This is a genomic window from Labilibacter marinus, from assembly GCF_001659685.2.
Classification (GTDB): domain Bacteria; phylum Bacteroidota; class Bacteroidia; order Bacteroidales; family Marinilabiliaceae; genus Saccharicrinis; species Saccharicrinis marinus.
Genome location: NZ_LXYE02000020.1, coordinates 41,872 through 60,232, shown reverse-complemented (window position 1 = coordinate 60,232; position 18,361 = coordinate 41,872). Strand labels below are relative to the sequence as shown.

Annotated in this window: 15 protein-coding genes; 5 read left to right on the top strand and 10 right to left on the bottom strand. The window is 36.3% G+C overall.

Translation table 11 applies throughout. The features are described 5' to 3' along the window. Window positions 1-59 precede the first annotated feature (59 nt). The gene (locus A8L32_RS09230) at window positions 60-680 is read right to left on the bottom strand and encodes a hypothetical protein (RefSeq protein ID WP_143525053.1); all 621 of its coding nucleotides are present in this window, start codon (window positions 678-680) and stop codon (window positions 60-62) included. Window positions 681-763: 83 nt separating this feature from the next. Continuing rightward, on the bottom strand, window positions 764-1,342 hold the full coding sequence (lpcA, locus tag A8L32_RS09225) for a D-sedoheptulose 7-phosphate isomerase (RefSeq protein ID WP_066630518.1): 579 nt from the start codon (window positions 1,340-1,342) through the stop codon (window positions 764-766). Between the two features lie 71 nt (window positions 1,343-1,413). Between lpcA and A8L32_RS09220 the strand changes: the two genes are divergently transcribed. Beyond that, complete coding sequence (locus A8L32_RS09220; RefSeq protein WP_066630035.1) at window positions 1,414-2,208, top strand: ion transporter; 795 nt, start codon at window positions 1,414-1,416, stop codon at window positions 2,206-2,208. A gap of 74 nt (window positions 2,209-2,282) precedes the next feature. Here the strand turns inward: A8L32_RS09220 and A8L32_RS09215 are convergent, their stop codons facing one another. The 3 genes from A8L32_RS09215 to dnaE form a co-directional block, all read right to left on the bottom strand. After that, window positions 2,283-2,777 carry a dihydrofolate reductase gene (locus A8L32_RS09215; protein ID WP_066630033.1) on the bottom strand — a complete coding sequence of 165 codons (495 nt, stop codon included), beginning with the start codon at window positions 2,775-2,777 and terminating at the stop codon, window positions 2,283-2,285. Window positions 2,778-2,787: 10 nt separating this feature from the next. Beyond that, entirely contained in the window at window positions 2,788-3,582 is a 795-nt protein-coding gene (locus tag A8L32_RS09210) for a thymidylate synthase (RefSeq protein ID WP_066630031.1), read from the bottom strand. A gap of 146 nt (window positions 3,583-3,728) precedes the next feature. Next, entirely contained in the window at window positions 3,729-8,123 is a 4,395-nt protein-coding gene (gene dnaE, locus A8L32_RS09205) for a DNA polymerase III subunit alpha (protein WP_071797461.1), read from the bottom strand. Between the two features lie 189 nt (window positions 8,124-8,312). Here dnaE and A8L32_RS09200 point away from each other — a divergent pair, with 189 nt between their 5' ends. The 3 genes from A8L32_RS09200 to rimM all read left to right on the top strand — a co-directional run bounded on the left by A8L32_RS09200 (window position 8,313) and on the right by rimM (window position 12,769). Next, the gene (locus tag A8L32_RS09200) at window positions 8,313-11,405 is read left to right on the top strand and encodes a PD40 domain-containing protein (protein ID WP_083631247.1); all 3,093 of its coding nucleotides are present in this window, start codon (window positions 8,313-8,315) and stop codon (window positions 11,403-11,405) included. A 156-nt stretch (window positions 11,406-11,561) separates the two neighbouring features. Further along, a complete protein-coding gene (locus A8L32_RS09195; RefSeq protein WP_066630029.1) occupies window positions 11,562-12,110 on the top strand; it encodes a 30S ribosomal protein S16 in 549 nt (182 codons plus the stop codon). Between the two features lie 104 nt (window positions 12,111-12,214). Further along, window positions 12,215-12,769, top strand: coding sequence for a ribosome maturation factor RimM (rimM, locus tag A8L32_RS09190; protein WP_066630027.1), 555 nt, complete (start codon window positions 12,215-12,217; stop codon window positions 12,767-12,769). Between the two features lie 56 nt (window positions 12,770-12,825). On the opposite strand, the gene A8L32_RS09185 is transcribed toward rimM, so the two are convergent. The 3 genes from A8L32_RS09185 to A8L32_RS09175 all read right to left on the bottom strand — a co-directional run bounded on the left by A8L32_RS09185 (window position 12,826) and on the right by A8L32_RS09175 (window position 14,237). After that, a complete protein-coding gene (locus A8L32_RS09185; protein WP_066630025.1) occupies window positions 12,826-13,218 on the bottom strand; it encodes an HIT family protein in 393 nt (130 codons plus the stop codon). Window positions 13,219-13,230: 12 nt separating this feature from the next. Then, the gene (gene greA, locus A8L32_RS09180; RefSeq protein ID WP_066630023.1) at window positions 13,231-13,704 is read right to left on the bottom strand and encodes a transcription elongation factor GreA; all 474 of its coding nucleotides are present in this window, start codon (window positions 13,702-13,704) and stop codon (window positions 13,231-13,233) included. A 110-nt stretch (window positions 13,705-13,814) separates the two neighbouring features. Then, window positions 13,815-14,237, bottom strand: a complete 423-nt coding sequence (locus A8L32_RS09175) for a hypothetical protein (RefSeq protein ID WP_143525052.1) — start codon at window positions 14,235-14,237, stop codon at window positions 13,815-13,817. A 128-nt stretch (window positions 14,238-14,365) separates the two neighbouring features. Here A8L32_RS09175 and A8L32_RS09170 point away from each other — a divergent pair, with 128 nt between their 5' ends. Beyond that, window positions 14,366-14,812, top strand: a complete 447-nt coding sequence (locus A8L32_RS09170) for a Rieske (2Fe-2S) protein (RefSeq protein ID WP_143525051.1) — start codon at window positions 14,366-14,368, stop codon at window positions 14,810-14,812. A 24-nt stretch (window positions 14,813-14,836) separates the two neighbouring features. Here the strand turns inward: A8L32_RS09170 and A8L32_RS09165 are convergent, their stop codons facing one another. Together A8L32_RS09165 and A8L32_RS09160 are read right to left on the bottom strand one after the other, a co-directional pair. Further along, window positions 14,837-17,155, bottom strand: a complete 2,319-nt coding sequence (locus tag A8L32_RS09165; RefSeq protein ID WP_066630018.1) for an ABC transporter permease — start codon at window positions 17,153-17,155, stop codon at window positions 14,837-14,839. A 32-nt stretch (window positions 17,156-17,187) separates the two neighbouring features. Further along, window positions 17,188-17,883 carry an ABC transporter ATP-binding protein gene (locus A8L32_RS09160; RefSeq protein ID WP_066630017.1) on the bottom strand — a complete coding sequence of 232 codons (696 nt, stop codon included), beginning with the start codon at window positions 17,881-17,883 and terminating at the stop codon, window positions 17,188-17,190. Window positions 17,884-18,361: the final 478 nt, after the last annotated feature.

Below are 18,361 nucleotides of genomic sequence, written 5' to 3'. Positions count from 1 at the left end.
GTATTAATTGGTTTTAGCATTATATAATCAGTCATTGAATCGCTTCTCAGCAAAATTTCTTACATCGGTACATTTAAGGCAGACCGCAAGCCGATATTTATATTTACATTGTACTTATCCATATTGGCTTGTACTTCAGGGCTAAGTACCATTTCCTTAATGAAAACTCTCACCAGTATTTTTTTTGCATTCAATAGCGTAGGAATGTCTGCCTTTGTAAATGTTTCGTCATGAATTAGATACGTAGGTGTTGTTATTGTTCCGTCATCAGCTATTGTAGGTATATCAAGTTCTAATTGCCCCGAGGGAGTGATACTTTTAAGAGTTCTTCCAACTTCATCCATATAAAATGCATCAATTTCGAGTTTTGCAGGAAAGTTATTAGTAATCTCAACTCTTAAAAGCAATTGCTCTATGTAATCACTTTCGCTAAATATATTAGACAAGTCAAAATCAAATTCTTCAGTTATTAAAATTTTATTGTACCTGTTGTAGGTATCTAATAAAGAAAGAGAACCTCCATATTCATTCTCATTGATGTCAAAAGAACTAACAGGAAAAGATGTCTTTATATTTAGATCTTTACTAGTCGATATTTTACTAAGATCTTCTTTAATACAACTTGGGTTTAGCAAGAAGATGACCGATAAAGTTGATATGATTAAGATCCGATTTAACATGACTTCTAATTTAGACTATTCTGATTTTGTACTTAAATTCTATATTATTACAAGAGCATAAAAGCGTTTAGTTTCAAATAACGTTATTTAAAATATTCCATTTCTATATATTGAATTAAGGAATGTATAATTTGTATGTGTAATTCCTGAATTCTATCTGAGTAACCGTTATGAGCAATTCTTAATTCTTCATCACAAATATCCTTTAGCTTTCCACCGCTTTTGCCTGATAATACAATAACCTGCATTCCTTTTTTACGCGCTTCTTCTGCCGCATGCACAACATTAGCCGAATTCCCACTGGTACTAATTGCTAATAATACATCTCCAGATTTACCCACTGCTTGCACATATCTTGAAAAAATGTAATCGAAACCATAATCATTTCCTACACAAGTAATATGAGTAGGATCTGAGATAGAAATAGCTGCTAACCCTTCTCTATCATCTCGGAAACGACCACTCAATTCTTCCGCAAAATGCATAGCGTCACTCATTGAACCACCATTGCCACACGAAATAATTTTACCTCCATTTTTTAAACAATTTACCATGATATCACCAGCCGCTTTTAACTTATCCCAGTTACTATCTTCTTGAATAAAATCGTTCAATATTCGTTGCGCTTCCTTAAAATTGTCCTTAATGCTATCAATACTCATTTTTGTTCCTATTTTTGGTAAATATACGATGGGTTTTTTTACTGAAAAACTATTCACCCTAAAGATTTATCATGAAACAAAAAATATACGATATCATTTTTGAGGCAGATACCAAAGCGGGCAGAGTCTTTGATATTTCCTTGATTGTTTTAATCATATTTAGTGTAACTATTGTAATGCTGGAAAGTTTACCTGGCAAGTCAGAAGCTTTCTACTCAATTTTAAATATTTTAGAATGGATTGTTACTGTTGCTTTTCTGCTAGAGTACATCATTCGCCTTTGGGTGGTTAGACATCCTTGGCGTTATGCCACTAGCTTTTTTGGTATTATTGACTTACTAGCTATTATTCCTACCTTTTTAGGTTTGGTTTTTATAGGGACTCATATGTTGGTTGTATTGCGAGCTTTAAGATTACTCAGAGTTTTTAGAGTACTTAAGCTAACCCGTTATATCAACGAAGCCTCACATCTATGGAAAGCATTAATTGCCAGCCGTAACAAGATTGGTGTATTTTTATTTACCGTAATTATTATGGTGGTGATTCTGGGTACTTTAATGTACATTATAGAATCGGATGATGGCAGTGGGTTTACAAGTATTCCGATTAGTATATATTGGGCCGTCGTTACTTTAACAACGGTAGGGTATGGTGATATTGCTCCTGTTACGGCTCTTGGACAAACATTGGCAGGCATTGTGATGATAATGGGTTATGCCATTATTGCTGTTCCTACAGGTATTGTAACGGCTGAATTAACCAGAAAACAGGATGATGAAACAACTACGCAGGTTTGTCCGGCTTGTTTAGCAGAAGGACATGATAAGGATGCTACGCATTGTAAGTTTTGTGGAGAAAAGCTATAGGCTAAAACAAAAAAAGCATCAAAATATGATTTCTGGTATCATACCTTGATGCTTTAAATTCTTTTACAAACGATTTATTTTCTTTCTAAATCGATAAACGTATAGTTAAATTCGTTTCGGTCATCATCTTTTACTTCTTCTTTGTAAACCTCACTCCACTCCGATGGATTAAGCTCAGGGAAGAAGGTGTCTGCATCGTTAAAGTATTGGTCTATCATGGTTAGATAGAGTTTGTTCGCTTTGGGCAAAAAAGCTTCATAAATAGTTGCTCCACCTATGATGAAAACCTCCGTATCCTCCTTGGATAATTCTAAAGCTGCCTCTGGTGTTGAAACGATTTCGGCTCCTTCTAGTTTTAATGCTGTATTTCGTGATATTACAATGTTTCTTCTATTGGGCAATGCTCCTTTAGGCAATGAGTCAAATGTTTTTCGACCCATAATAATAGTGTGACTAGTTGTTAATGCCTTAAACCTTTTTAGGTCGTTAGGGATATAAGCTAACAAGTCGTTATTTTGGCCAATTGCATTAAGTTTTGCGATGGCCACAATCATTGAAATTTTTGTCATGGGTTAAATTTTAAACGGAGATAGCTCCTTTTATATGTGGATGGGGGTCGTATTCACTTAAGGTAAAATCCTCAAATGTAAAGTCATCAATATTCTTTATATCTGGATTTAAAGTCATTTTAGGTAATGGACGAGGATCACGCGTAACCTGCAATTTTACTTGGTCAATATGGTTACTGTAAATATGTACATCGCCTAAAGTGTGTACAAAATCACCGCATTCCAATCCTGTAGCTTGTGCTACCATCATTAATAATAAGGCATAAGATGCAATATTAAAAGGTACGCCCAAAAATAAATCGGCGCTACGTTGGTATAACTGGCAAGACAATTTGCCATCCGCTACGTAAAACTGAAAAAGAATATGACAAGGCGGTAGTTGCATCTCATCTAACTGACCTACATTCCATGCACTAACAATATGACGTCGAGAGTTTGGATTGCTTTTAATCGATTCAATAACTTGTTTAATCTGGTCTACATACTCACCATTAGCCATAGGCCATGAGCGCCACTGATATCCATAAATTGGTCCTAGTTCACCATCTTCTTTGGCCCACTCATTCCAAATGCGAACACCATTATCTTTTAAATATTTTACATTGGTGCTACCTTTTAAAAACCAGATAAGTTCGTGAATAATTGACTTTAAATGGAGCTTTTTAGTGGTGACCAAAGGAAATCCTTCTTGTAGGTTAAATCTCATTTGATGACCAAAAACACTTGTTGTTCCTGTTCCTGTTCTGTCTTCTTTTAATACGCCTTCTTCCAACACGCGTTGGCACAAATCAAGATATTGTTGCATAGTCTTTTACTGTAATTAAGCAAGCACCTAAACTAGTGCTTTTTTTTTTGAGACACAAAATTAGAAAATTATTTTAGTTTTAAGTTTGTTGTTGTCTTGAGCATTTTTTCTCGCTGATTTAAACAGTTACTAATCCGCGAGAAATATTAAGTCAAAGTAAAAGAAATATCAGGATGAGCCTCTAGGTACTCTACTATCTCATCGCTTAAATTAATTTTAGTTGAACGTGAGAAAAACTGAGCTTGATGAGTTTGTTCTTCTTTATCGTAAATAGAGAATTTTAAAGTAACATTTCCTTCTGTTTCTTTTGATAATTCGACTAAATCGGTTACCAAGGCTTCATCTAGGGCTTGCAGTGGTACTTGAATATTTAGTCCAGAGACCCTTGATTCACGGATGCCATCCAGCATTTCAATCTTAGTTACTTTTACTTCAAGCTCTCCTGTCTTAGTCCATTGTTTTTCTTGTATTCTGCCTCTAATCATGATATAATACCCCTCCACCATAAATCGCGCAAACTCGGGATAATCTTTACCGAAAAAAGCAAACTCATACGAACCACTGTAGTCATCTACCGTCATTATACCATAGGGATTTCCTTTTTTGGTCATGCCAGAACGAGCTGCAGTAACAATGCCACCCATGGTTACATCACGACCTTTCATTTTTTCCAAATCATCCAGATCACCAAATTTGGTGGTGCAGAAATGGTTAATCTCTAGTTTATATACGTCAAGTGGATGGGCTGACAGGTAGATTCCAATGAGGTCTTTTTCGCGAGCCAACCTTTCTAATAAAGAAAATTCTTCGCAAACAGGGGCGGTTGGTTTTGTAATTGCAGCTGATGCTCCTGCTGCTCCAAACAAAGAATTAGCAGCTGTGGCTATATCGTTTTGGTATAAATTACCATAACGAGCCATATTCTCAACGAAGCTAGTTAGTTCGCCTGGTAAGTTGGCAAAATATTGCGCTCTATGAAATGCAGGGAAACCATCAAAACCTCCAGCTGCAGCTAGGGCCTCCAGGTTTTTCTTATTCACCGTTTGAAGGTTTACGCGCTCTACAAAATCAAAAATATCTTTAAAGGGGCCACCTTTTTCTCTTACTCTAATTATTTCTTCTACCGCACCTGCTCCAACACCTTTAACTCCAGCCATTCCAAAGCGAATAGCACCATCTTTATTTACAGTAAACTTGCGGTAACTTTCATTCACATCTGGCCCAAGTACGTCCATTCCCATTCGCTTACACTCTTCCATGAAGATGGTAATCTTGGTAATGTCGGTTAGGTTACGACTCAGTACACCCGCCATAAATTCGGCTGGATAGTGGGCTTTTAAATAACCCGACTGATAGGCCACATAGGCATAACAAACGGAGTGCGATTTATTAAAGGCATAACTGGCAAAGGCCTCCCAGTCTCCCCAAATTTTGTCAATTAACTTATCAGGGTTAGCATTGGTCGTTTTTCCATCTTTACAAGCCGTTACAAATTCCTCACTATCCTTACACCCTTTGATAAACTTCTCCTTAAGTTTATCCATCATGGCAATGATTTTTTTACCCATTGCCTTACGCAGTGAATCGGAATCTCCACGAGTAAAACCACCCAGTGCCCTAGATTGAAGCATCACCTGCTCCTGATATACCGTAATTCCGTAGGTATCTTTCAGGTAGGGTTCCATCAGAGGGTGGTCATATATAATTTCTTCTCGTCCGTGCTTACGTTCGATAAATGATGGGATATATTCCATCGGACCTGGACGATACAAGGCATTCATGGCCACAAGGTCTTCGAAACGGTTAGGCTGCAATCCTCTCAGGTGTTTTTTCATACCTGGGGATTCAAACTGGAAAACAGCCGTTGTTTCACCATTACCAAAAAGTTGGAAGGTTTTTTCATCTTCCAATGATATCTTGGCCAAATCGATATCAATACCTTTGGAAAGCTTTACATTATCCAATACTTCTTTAAAGATGGAAAGGGTTTTCAATCCTAGAAAGTCCATTTTTAGCAGGCCAATATCTTCTACAAATCGTCCATCATATTGCGTGGTCAGTAATTCTTCTCCTTTGGTAGGCATTACTGGCAAGTGCTCTACTAATGGGTTTTTACCGATTAATACACCACAAGCATGTACACCGGTTTGTCGCACTGCACCTTCCAATTGCTCTGCGAACTTAAGTGTTTCTGCAATCAATGCATTAGACGATTCTTTTTCAAGCTCCAATTCTGGCACTTCTTTGTATGCCTTCTTAAAACTCATCTTAGGCGCTTCTGGCACCATTTTAGCCAAACGGTTTGCCTCCGAAAGTTCTAAATTTAGTACACGAGCAACATCTTTAATGGAACTTTTGGTTGCCATAGTACCAAATGTACAAATGTGGGCTACTTTATCCTGTCCATATTTATCGGTTACATAATCCAGAACGCGTTGTCGTCCATCGTCATCAAAATCGATATCCACATCGGGCATGGAGATACGGTCGGGATTTAAGAAACGCTCAAAAAGCAAATCGTATTTAATGGGGTCTACATCGGTAATTTTAATGCAGTATGCTACGGCAGCACCAGCAGCCGAACCCCTTCCAGGCCCTACAAGTACACCATTATCCTTAGCCCAGTTAATAAAATCCTGGGTAATTAAGAAGTAACCAGGGAATCCCATGGTTTTAATGGTGTTGAGCTCAAATTCTATACGCTCTCTCTTATCATCAGTAAAATCATCAGGGTACCTAAATTTTGCTCCCTCGTAAGTAAGATGCTCTAGGTAATCGGCTTCCAACTTAATTTGAACGACTTTTTCATATCCGCCCAAGCGTTTAAAAGAAGCCTCTGTAAATTCTTCTATTAGTGCAGCTTCATCATATTTTTCGCAATAGCTTTCAAAAGTTCCAAAGTCCTCAGGAATATCGAAAGGAGGCATAATAGGGTCACTATCTAATTCAAAGAACTCAACCTTATCACAGATTTCCATGGTGCTGTGTAAAGCTTCTGGAATATCTGCAAAGAGCATACTCATCTCCTCACAGGTTTTAAACCATTCCTGTTTAGAATAACGCATTCGTGTTGGGTCGGTATAATCTCTACCTGTACTTAAGCAAACCAACATATCATGTGCCTCCGCATCCTCCTCATTGGTAAAATGCGAATCGTTGGTTGCGACCACTTTTACGCCTAACTCTTTTCCCAAACGAACTAAAATACGATTTACCTTGGCCTGGTTTTGCCAAGTGTCGCGTCTTAAAATTGGGTCGTCATTAATATGGCGCATCAGCTCCAGATAATAATCTTCACCAAACACATCTTTAAACCAAAGTATAGCTTCTTTCGCTTTATCTAAATTACCTTGCATAATATGTTGGGCCACTTCACCTCCCAAACATGCACTGGTAACAATTAATCCTTCGTTATATTTTTCAAGTAACTCCTTGTCAATGCGTGGCTTGTAATAAAAACCATCGGTATGCGCTATAGAGGTTAGCTTTAATAGCGTTTGATAACCCGTATAGTTTTTAGCCAATAATATAATATGGTGTCCCGATGAATCGGTTTTGCCTTCTTTACTCAAATGCCCACGTGGAGCCACATAAGCCTCAACACCAATAATGGGTTTAACATCGTTCTTTTTACACGAAACATGAAACTCTTTAACCCCAAACATACCACCATGGTCGGTAATAGCCACAGCGGGCTGTCCGTCTTCCTTTGCCTTGGCAGCAATAGCGCCTGTTTTATTGGCTCCATCAAGAATAGAATATTGGGTGTGTACGTGTAAATGAACAAAGGGTAATATCTCCGCATTTTTAGCTGCTTCTTGAATGATACGTTCTTCTTCTTCTAAAGAAATATCTTCAAAAACATTTACCTTAAAAGATTCATATTCGATTCCTACCAGTTGAATCTCACTGGGGTTCGCTTTCTTAAAAGCTTCCAGTTCAGCTTCTGTCATTTGAAGCATCTGCAACGACAGCGCTCCAACACGAACTAATTCGAGAAAACAACGCGAAGTTGCTTCAACATCGGCCGCTGCATTATGGGCTTCTTCAAACGGAACTGTAAAGAGTTTGATATGAAGTTCGGTAAGGGTAGGGTTTTTAAGTTTCCCTCCTCTAGTGAGGGCACAAAACTCCTTACTTCCCGTCATGGTATCAAGCATGGGTGCATTTACCAGTGCTTGTTCATCCATTTCGGAGCGATATAATTCGCAACCTACAATATTGATATCGAAATTAACATTGTGCCCAATGATAAACTTACTCTTGGCCACATCAGCCATAAAATCATCCAAAGCATCTTTTAAGGGAATACCTTTTTCGTGGGCAATTTCTGTGGTGATACCGTGCACTGCTACAACATCGTCAGGTATAGTATATCCATCGGGTGTAATAACATGGTTTTTTGCAAAAAGGAAATTACCCTCAATGTCGTGACATTGCCAGGCCAACTGAACCATTCTTGGCCAGTTATCTGTGTCGGTTAAAGGAGCGTTCCATTTTTTTGGTAACCCAGTGGTTTCAGTATCAAATATTAAAAACATTCTATATCAGTTCTTTATCGTCTATTGTTCAGCCTTTTTGGCGACTTACAAAGTTAATTTTTTGAATGAGATTAGTGGTGTTTTTCATCAAAGAAGACCTTATTAAATCTTATTGTATTGATATGGCTTTAATTAGGGAATTGATGTCCTGAATTCAATAGAATTATTATTTTAAACACGAACAAACCAATGTTAATTTCTTGCGTATACGCCATTCTGGTTGTAACTTACAAAAGGCTAATTATTGGAACGGGAATGGGCTGGAGAAATGTAATAAAGATACTTTTTGTATGGATGCAGTTTTTTGCACCATCCATTGCTTCTGCTCAGTATTTTGGCCAAAACAAACCGCAATATAAACAGTTTGAATTTCAGCTGTATAAAACACCCCATTTCGAACTGTATCACTATTTTAAGTCGGATAGCTTGGTGAAGGCTTTGGCTAATCAAAGCGAAAAATGGTACAAATATCATCAGGGAGTTTTTTTAGATACCTTTAAACTCAAGAATCCATTACTTATTTATAGTAACCATGCCGATTTTCAACAAACATCTGTTATTAGTGGCAAAATTAGTGTAGGTACTGGTGGTGTTACTGAGGGAATAAAAAGAAGGGTTGTGATGCCCGTTAACTTTTCTTCTCATCAAACGGACCATGTGCTAGGGCACGAAATGGTGCATGCTTTTCAATATCATATTATTCAAAATAAATCGGCCTATGGTTTATCTGCCATTCAAAATATACCGCTTTGGATGATTGAAGGAATGGCCGAATATCTCTCTATAGGAAATACAGATAGTCATACAGCACTTTGGATGCGTGATGCTTTGATAAATGACGCCTTCCCAACTTTAAAAGAAATGACCGTTAATTATGGTTACTCTCCTTACAGATATGGACATGCTTTTTGGAGTTATATAGCTCACGAACATGGGGAGCATTATATTCAGCATTTAATGCTCGAAACAGCTAATAAAGGGGTGGAGCAAGCCATAAGCGATGTTTTTATGATGTCGATGGATTCTTTATCGGTTTTATGGAAGGATAAGCTCGAATCTCATTTAATGGAAAACATTAATGACTCTACTTTTTCGGTGTATGGAGAAACAGTAATATCGCCTAAAAATAGTGGAAATTACAACTTAGCACCTTCGGTTAGTCCGGATGGAGAAAAGCTTGTTTTCTTATCCGAAAGAGATTTGTTTAGTCTAGATCTTTATTTGGCCGATGCTAACACAGGCGATGTCATCAATACATTATATTCTTCTACTTTTAGTGATGAAATAGATGCCATTAGCTTTTTAGAAACTGCTGGAACATGGTCGCCAGATAATCGACATTTTGCGTATGTAGCCTATGTAAAAGGAAAAAGCTCGTTAGTAATTTTTGATACGGAGAGTGGAGATATTTCGGATGCTATTACTTTTGATGAGGTGGAGGGCATTGGATATCCAGCATGGTCTCCCGATGGAGAAAAGATTGTTTTTACAGGCCTAAATAGTGGAATATCTGATTTGTATTTATATTATTTCAGTACTCAGAAAATTGAAAATATTACCCAGGATATAAGATGTAATATTCAGCCTAGCTGGAATGCGCAGAGCACCCAAGTGTTTTATGTCACAGATGAGTCTTCGCCATCGCAAAAGGCCGAGAACAGAACGCAATACAACATTGCTTCTGTTAAGGTTAAAACAGGGAAGAAGAAAGTATATACCACATTTGATGGAGCGCAAAACTTAAATCCTGTAGTTGCTCAAGACGATGGCAAAATATATTTTCTTTCGGATAGAGATGGAATGCGTAATTTATACCTGCTCCATGAAAAATCGGAAAACCTTCAGCAGTTAACACAATATCCTACAGGTATTACAGGCATGACAAAGTTTTCTCCAGCTCTATCTATCTCAGGAAGAAACCTGTATTACAATATGTTATCTGAGGGAAAATTCTCCATTGTTAAAACAGATTTAGCTCAGATAGAAAAAACAGCTATTCAGGTTAATACTAGGCAAGCTAATTTTTATGCTTCGCGTTTAATGCCTTATTCTAAATTTCCTTCAGGTGTAGATGCTAACTTATTGGTGAATAAGATGAATCATAAAGTAGAGGCAGATAGTTTTTATCAAGAGCCCATTAAATCGAAGTTTAAGTTAGATTACATTGGAAATACCTCTGTGGGAGTAATGGCTGGCCGTTATGGTACCGGAATGGCAGGTAGTGTTGAAGCTCGTTTTAGCGACATATTAAGCGAGCATGTATTATACACGGGTTTGAGTATTAATGGCGAAATTTATGATTTTGGAGGGCAAGTGGCCTATGTGAATCAGAAAAGGCCTATTAAATTGGGAACCAGCTTATCGCATATTCCATATCGAACTGGATATTATTCGAACCATACAAATTCTTCTACAGGTGATGATGAGCTGGTTTATATGTTTCAACGTACGTTTGTAGATAAACTCAGTTTTTTTGGATATTACCCTTTTAATAAAGCGCACCGCATTGAGGCGGGTGTTTCTGCAGCCCATTATAGTTATAGAACCGAGCGCATTGAAGACCCAAATTCTTTTTATAGTACGAACTCTCAAAAAAAGCAAGTAGTGGATTCTCCATCGCCTTTTGCTGTTGGAATTATTGATGTGGCTTATGTTATTGATAATTCTAAATTTGGACTAGCATCGCCTATCGAGGGAAAAAGAATTAGGTTTGGTTATGAGCGATACTTGCATGGTGTTAATATGAATACCTTTACCTTGGATTATCGTAAATATTTTAGAGTGAAGCCTTATACTTTTGCTTTCCGTTTTTATCATTTTGGCAGGTACGGTAAAGGCAGCGACAGCAGTAAGTTATTGGATATCTTTATAGGATACCCATGGTATGTTAGAGGATACGAGTCGGGTAGTTTTTATGGTAGCGAAGCGGAAGGGAAGATATCGTCGAATCAACTTTTAGGCTCTAAAGTAATGGTATCAAACTTTGAGATGCGCATTCCTTTTTCAGGTCCAAGGAAATATGGGTGGTTTAAGTCGAGCTTTCTGTTTTCGGAGTTGGCTTTATTCTACGACGCCGGTTTAGCATGGGACAATACTTCAAATCCTGTTTGGAGTTTTAGTACACAACAGGTTAATAAAAGAATACCTGTGATGAGTACTGGTGCAGCGCTTCGCATAAATTTATTAGGAGCTATTATTATTGAGCCATACTGTGCTTTCCCTATCCATCAAAGTAAAATGCATAGTGGTAACTTTGGCATAAATATCCTATCGGGATGGTAAGAGTGAGTTGTTAGTACTTAGCATTTGGTTATTCGTATTCAATCACTAAGTAGTTAATATTTAATCAAAAAGATGGTGTTTTAAAAATATTACTTACCTTTGCACCCGCAAAACAGAGTTTTTGCAACATTTGTAAAACAAATAAAATTAAAAGACATGCCAGTAAAAATTAGACTAGCAAGACACGGTCGTAAAAGAAACGCATTCTATCACATTGTGGTAGCCGACAGTAGATCACCACGTGATGGTAAGTACATTGAGCGTATTGGATCTTATAATCCAAATACAAATCCTGCTACTATTGATTTGAACTTCGACAAAGCCTTAACATGGTTAACTGACGGAGCTCAACCAACAGATACAGCAAGAGCGATTTTGTCTTACAGAGGTGTAATGATGAAAAAACACTTATTAGACGGTGTTAAAAAAGGCGCTTTTGATGAGGCTGAAGCTGAGAAGAGATTCCAAGCTTGGTTAACTGACAAAGAAGCTAAAGTTCAATCTAAAGTGGATGGATTAGCAGGAAAAGCTGCTGACGAAGCTAAAGAGCAATTAGAACGTGAAGCTAAAATTAACAGCGAAAGAGCTGAGGCTATCGCTAAGAAAAAATCTGAATTAGCTGCTGAAGCTGAAGCTGCAAATGCTCCTGCTGTTGAAGAAGCTAGTGAAGGTGAAGCTGCTGCTGAAGAACCAGCTGCAGAATAATTATAAGAGCTTATTTATCTTTGATAAATGTGAACCCTCATTTTACGTGAGGGTTTTTTTATGCCTTACATTTACCTACTTTTACACCGATTTAAAATATAGGTATGATTATAAAAGAAGATACTACCCAAATAGGTTTTATTCAGAAACCCCATGGTGTGAAAGGCGAATTAGCTTTAACATTATCTGATGGTATTTACGCTGAGGACTTAGATCTTGAGTTTTTGCTATTAGATATTGATAATGGGCTAGTACCATTTTTTGTAGAATCATATAGAGTAAAAGGCTCCAAGAGTATTTTGGTTAAGCTAGAAACCGTAGAAAGCGAAAATAAAGCGAAAGAATTATCAGGTTGTCAAGCACATGCCGAAATTACCTTTGAAGAGGATGATGAGCATATGCCTAGCGGAGCATTTGTTGGTTTTAAGGTAACTGACGCCACAAAGGGTGATATTGGTGAAATAGTTGAAGTGCAAGAAATAACCAACAATCCATTGTTTGTGATTAAGCATGAAGGCCAGGAAATATTGATGCCTATTAATCCTGATTTTATTACTTCGGTAGAAGAAGCGGGTAAAAAGATAGAAGTAAATTTGCCTGAAGGCTTAATAGACCTATATCTTGAAGATTCTTCGGACGAAGAAGACGATTTTATATAAAAAAAGCTGGATACATTTCTGCATCCAGCTCTAACTTATCTTATTCTCTATATTATTTAGAGATGCTTTTTAATCTTATCAGCTATAGCTTTAAATTCTTCTGAAGAAAGCTGCAGTTTTGGTTTTGCGAAGTTAATGTCATTTTCACCCTGAAGAGGAACTAAGTGAACATGGGCATGCGGAACTTCAAGTCCTAAAACAGCTACTCCAATTCTTTTGCAATCAAAAGCTTTATCTAAAGCCTGTGCTACCTTTTTAGAGAACACATGTAATCCTGCCAATGTATTATCTTCTAAATCAAAAATATAATCAACCTCTACTTTAGGAATAACTAAAGTATGACCTTCCTGTAGTGGATTAATATCTAAAAATGCAAAGTAATTATCGTCCTCTGCAATTTTATAACAAGGTATTTCTCCTTTTATTATTTTTGAAAAGATGGTTGACATCGTACAATTGTTTTAGATAGATATTTCTACAATTTCAAAAGTCATTAAGCCAGAAGGCACTTGAATCTCGGCATGATCTCCAACTACTTTTCCTAATAAACCTTTGGCTATAGGTGTTGAGATGGAAAGTTTTCCCTCCTTTAAATTGGCTTCACTTTCTGGAACCAAAGTATAGGTCATCTCAGCATTATTCTTTAGGTTTTTAATTTTAACCTTATTCAATAACTGTACTTTTGAAGTATCTATTTTTGATTCATCTATAATTCGTGAATTAGCTAAAATTGTTTTAATCTGCGAAATTTTCATTTCTAACAATCCTTGCGCTTCTTTAGCAGCATCATACTCTGCATTCTCCGATAAATCTCCTTTATCTCTTGCTTCTCCTATCTGTGCCGATATACTTGGTCTTTCTACCGACTCTAATTGGTGAAGTTCTTCTTTTAGTTTTTTCAAACCCTCTCCGGTAAGATAACTTACGTTTGACATCTGTCTTCCTCTTTTATGAATACTATATAAAAAAAATAAAGAATCCCGGAATCCGAAACTCTTCAGTGCAAATATATAAATTATGTGCGAAAATTGAAATGACCCTTTGCTTAAAATTCAGGACGCTTAAGTACTTCGGAGTAGATAACGGCTTGCCTCAAGTTAAAGTTGTAACCTGTCTCATGCTCAATGATTTCTTCCTCTGATTCTTCAGTTTTAAGCTTACTTTTAGCTTTAGCGCTTTTAAATCGATGAATATTATCTTCTAGCTGTTTCTTTTTAGCTTGCACCGAATTATCCGCTGGTTGCACCACCTTTTGCTCTGGCACAACAGCAGGCTTGGGTGCCTCAGTTCTACCAAATATTTGGTCAAAACTAGGAATACCGTCACCAGAATAATCTTCCTCTTCATCCTCAATAGGAGCAATAGGAGGCGTTGATTCCTTCGCTTTTTTATTGTTCTTTTTTATGATGCTATACACCACACCAATAATGGCAAATACAATGTATAATAAATCTCCGAAATCTTCCATATAACTTATTTTTGCAACAATAAAGTTATAAAAATATCTGTTCATATATTTACAAGGCTTGTCCTTTTTTTTTAGAACAAGTAAATGCTGTAATTATTTTAATATTTTTGCAACCAAAATCAATATTAATGATGAAGTACAAATTACTATTAATCAATATCTTTAGCATTTTATTAATATCTATTTCATGTAGTAAAGATTATGAGGAAATAATTCCTACGCATAGATTTACAGCACAAATTAATAATATTGCTACAGACCCTTTATACAATCAAAAAAATCCTTTTACGGTTTATCGCGACTCGCATTTTCAAACTATCGGAAATTCAGGGGTAGCTATTTTTATGTTGACTCCTGAGGAATACTATGTGTTTGATTTGATGTGCCCGCACGAAAAAAAAATGAGTAGTTTGGTAGAACTTGAAAAGGATGGTATCAACTGTATTTGTCCAACTTGTGGTTCTACCTTTGCCATTGCCAATGAATATGGAGGGCTTTTAAAAGGGCCATCTAAACATTCGCTTTATAAATATCAAGCAGAAGTTAGAAGCGGCACCTTATATATTTGGAATTAATAGCAAAATCGCACTTCCATATTTTTATTCATAGCGTAAAGATTCAATAGGATTTTTTCTAACTGCATTCCATACCGTGATAGAAACCGTTACAAAAACGACAAATAACACCAGCATTAATGCCACGGTAAAAACTATTGGAGTAATGGGTACATGGTAGGCATAGAATTGAATCCAGGAGTTCACTAAATACCAGGAAATAGGTATAAATAGCACTAAAGTGATACCTGCTTTAAGCACCAAGTTTTTATTTAGTAAAGTGAGCAAATTCCATTCTGTAGCACCATTTACTTTTCGTACGCCAAGCTCCTTCATGCGTTTTTGAATTGAGCTGATAGCAAAGCCAACTAAACCAGCAATAGTAAGTAGTGTGGCAATAATGGCAAAAAATGTAACAGCCTTTTTTAAAGCAAAATCCGTTTTATATGCCGCCTCAATATCCTGATTATAATATTTGAGTTGGATATTTGTATTCGGCATTAATTTTTCGAAAGTTCTTGTAACATACTCAGAAGTAGCTAGCATATTTTTTTCATCCATTTTAATGCTTAATAGGGTATAGGTATCTGGCGCATAAAACTTCTGAAATACTATTCCATCAATTTTTGAATGTATTGTGCCAGATACAATATCTTTAGCTACCCCAACTATGGTGAATTGTCTACCTCTGGTTTGGTAAATAGTTTTGTATAGTGGATTTTCAAACCCGAGTTCATCTGCTACCGCCTCGGTAATAATTACTTCATTTTTATTGTTCGAAGTATTACTAAAGCCTTTACCTTCCACGGTCATATTAAGCGTTTCAAAGAAATCATTATCGGCTTGTAGGTGTCTAAATATTCTATAATTATCGCCACTAGGCTCGGTGCCAAAAATATTGCCTGATAAACCATATAATGGCACATCATCGGAGGTTCCAACACTGATTACTCCTGGTATTTTTGATATCTCTCGTTTTAAGAAGGCATGGTTATCGTACAATTGCTTATTATGTAATTCTACATAGGTAATTCCCTCTGAAGAATAGCCTTTGTCAAAGCTTTGTATATAATTGAGTTGTTGAAATACAAACCAAAAAAATGTGAGTAAAGTAAATGATATGCCAATTTGTAAGGCCAATGGGAAGTCGGCAAAAATTGGCTTGTTAGCTGTCTTTGTTTTATGCATTCCACGCATTGTTCTGATGGAGGGAAGAATAAAAATAGCCAAAAATATGATGGCTGTAACAGATAAAAATATGCTTACAAACGAAACACTAGTAATGATTTTTAAGATGCTGAAATTAAAGAATGTACTTGCTATGGGAGCGATGTTCCATGTTACTAGTATAGCAATACCTAAGGCAAGGGAAAACTGAAACAAGGCATCTTTAAAGATGAGCATTAATACTTGGCTATACGATGAACCATTGATTCTACGAACTACCAACTCCTTTTTCATTCGGTTTTGTTGTGATACGGATAGCAGGTAGGCATTGAAGCAAACTAATGCCAATAATAAAGTTCCCAGTAAAACCAGAATAAGTATTTGAGTAATTAAATTATTATTGTTTAAAAAACGAGCCTTAATTAAGGGAACTATGAAATATTCTAGGTTATAACCGCTAGCGTTTAATTTTTTAAGGTCGGTGTATTTGCCCACAAAAGCGTTAAACTTACTCCGTAGCATAGATACGTCTGTTTCAGGAAGCAGCTTTACGTAGCCTGTAAAACTATCTCCTCCATGCCAACTCATCGTTAGCCTGTCCTCATTTTTAAGTGTTTCAAATGATAAAATAACTTCGGCATCAAAACTGGCGTTCGATGGCCAATCTTCTATTACGGCCTTCACCTCAATTAATCTGGAGCCTCTTAGCGTTAATGTCTGATTAATAGGATTCTCCTTGCCAAATAACTTATGGGCAACCGATTTAGTAATTACTGCTGTATTTAAAGATTTAAGGGCATGCTCAGCGTCACCCAAAATACATTTTCGCTGAAAGACTTTAAATAGCAATGAGTCGGCATAATAAGTCTCCAAATTTAATATCTCTTGTTTGTATTCGTAAGGCGAATCCCAATCCTTTCTTACTGTAGTGCCATATTCCACCTGCGAAAAATCCGTCATCATAGCTCCAGCCACAGGATGACGAATAATACGAGAAGTAGAATTGTCGTTGGGTGTAGTATATTTTTCAAATACCTGATAAACCAACTCTTTGTCGGGGTAAAACCTATCTGTACTATAAAGATTAAACGCTATATAAAACAATATTACAGCGCACGAAATGCCAATTCCGAGACTTATAATTTTAAAAGAGGTGACGAATTTTTGCTTTTGTAAACGTCGTAAAATGGTTCTCATAATTTATGATCGTGATAAAAGATTACATGTGCTTATTCTGCCAATGACGTTACCTTACTTTTTACATCTTCCTCAATTCTGCCATCCAACAAACGAATAGTTCTTGTTCCGTATTGAGCAAAAGCCTCGTTATGGGTAACTTGTATGATGGTAGTTCCTTCTTCGTTTAATTCTTTAAGCACCTCCATAATCATTTTGCCCTGCTCGGTATGTAAATTTCCTGTTGGTTCATCCGCTAAAAGCAATTTAGGTTTTCCGGCTATAGCACGAGCAATTCCAACCATTTGCTGTTGCCCACCTGAAAGCTGTTGAGGGAATAAATCTTTTTTGGCAACTATATTGAACCTATCCAAAATATCAGCTATAATAGCCTGACGTTCTTTCTTTTTGATGCCTTTATAAATAAGTGGTGTTTCTATGTTCTCATAAACGGTCATCTCTTCAATTAAATGGTAAGCCTGAAAAATGAAACCAATATAATTGCGATGATATTCTACTTTTTTCTTGTCCTTAACCTTAGTCATAGATTCATCAAAGAACAAGTATTCACCTTCCGATGATTCATCCAACAAGCCAATAATATTTAGCAGGGTTGATTTGCCAGCGCCCGAAGGCCCCATAATACTCACAAATTCGCCTTCTCCTATTTTGGTATTAATATCTTTTAATACAAAAGTACGTTGTGTTTTGTGGTTGAAGTATTTAAATATTCCTTTTAATTCAATCATAAAAAAGACTTTAAGTTTTAGATGTGACTCTAATTGCATACAATATACCAATATTCATAAAGTGCAGATTAAGTGTTATTTATTTATAAGTGCTGTATCTGATGTGTAAAATATATTTACAGTTTACTGGATGATTTTTTTACAGTTCGAAATGAGTATTTGCTTTAGATTAAATAATGTCAATAGAGCAAAATATAAGTTGTGGATGATACTTTTTTGTTACTATTCAGTATAAAGAATAAAGACACAAGTATAAAGATGTGAGCATTTTACAATTTTCATACATTCTAGTTCATGCTAAACAATGATAAAAAAAGGTGCTATGTTCTTTAAATTAGTTTAATAATAAGAATCATTCAGAACTTAATAATTATAAGTATCAATGAATAAACTCTTGTCTTTTGTCTTTATACTTTTGTCTTACTACTGAATAGTTACCTTTTTTTTAAGACATATATTGGATTTCCACAATATAATT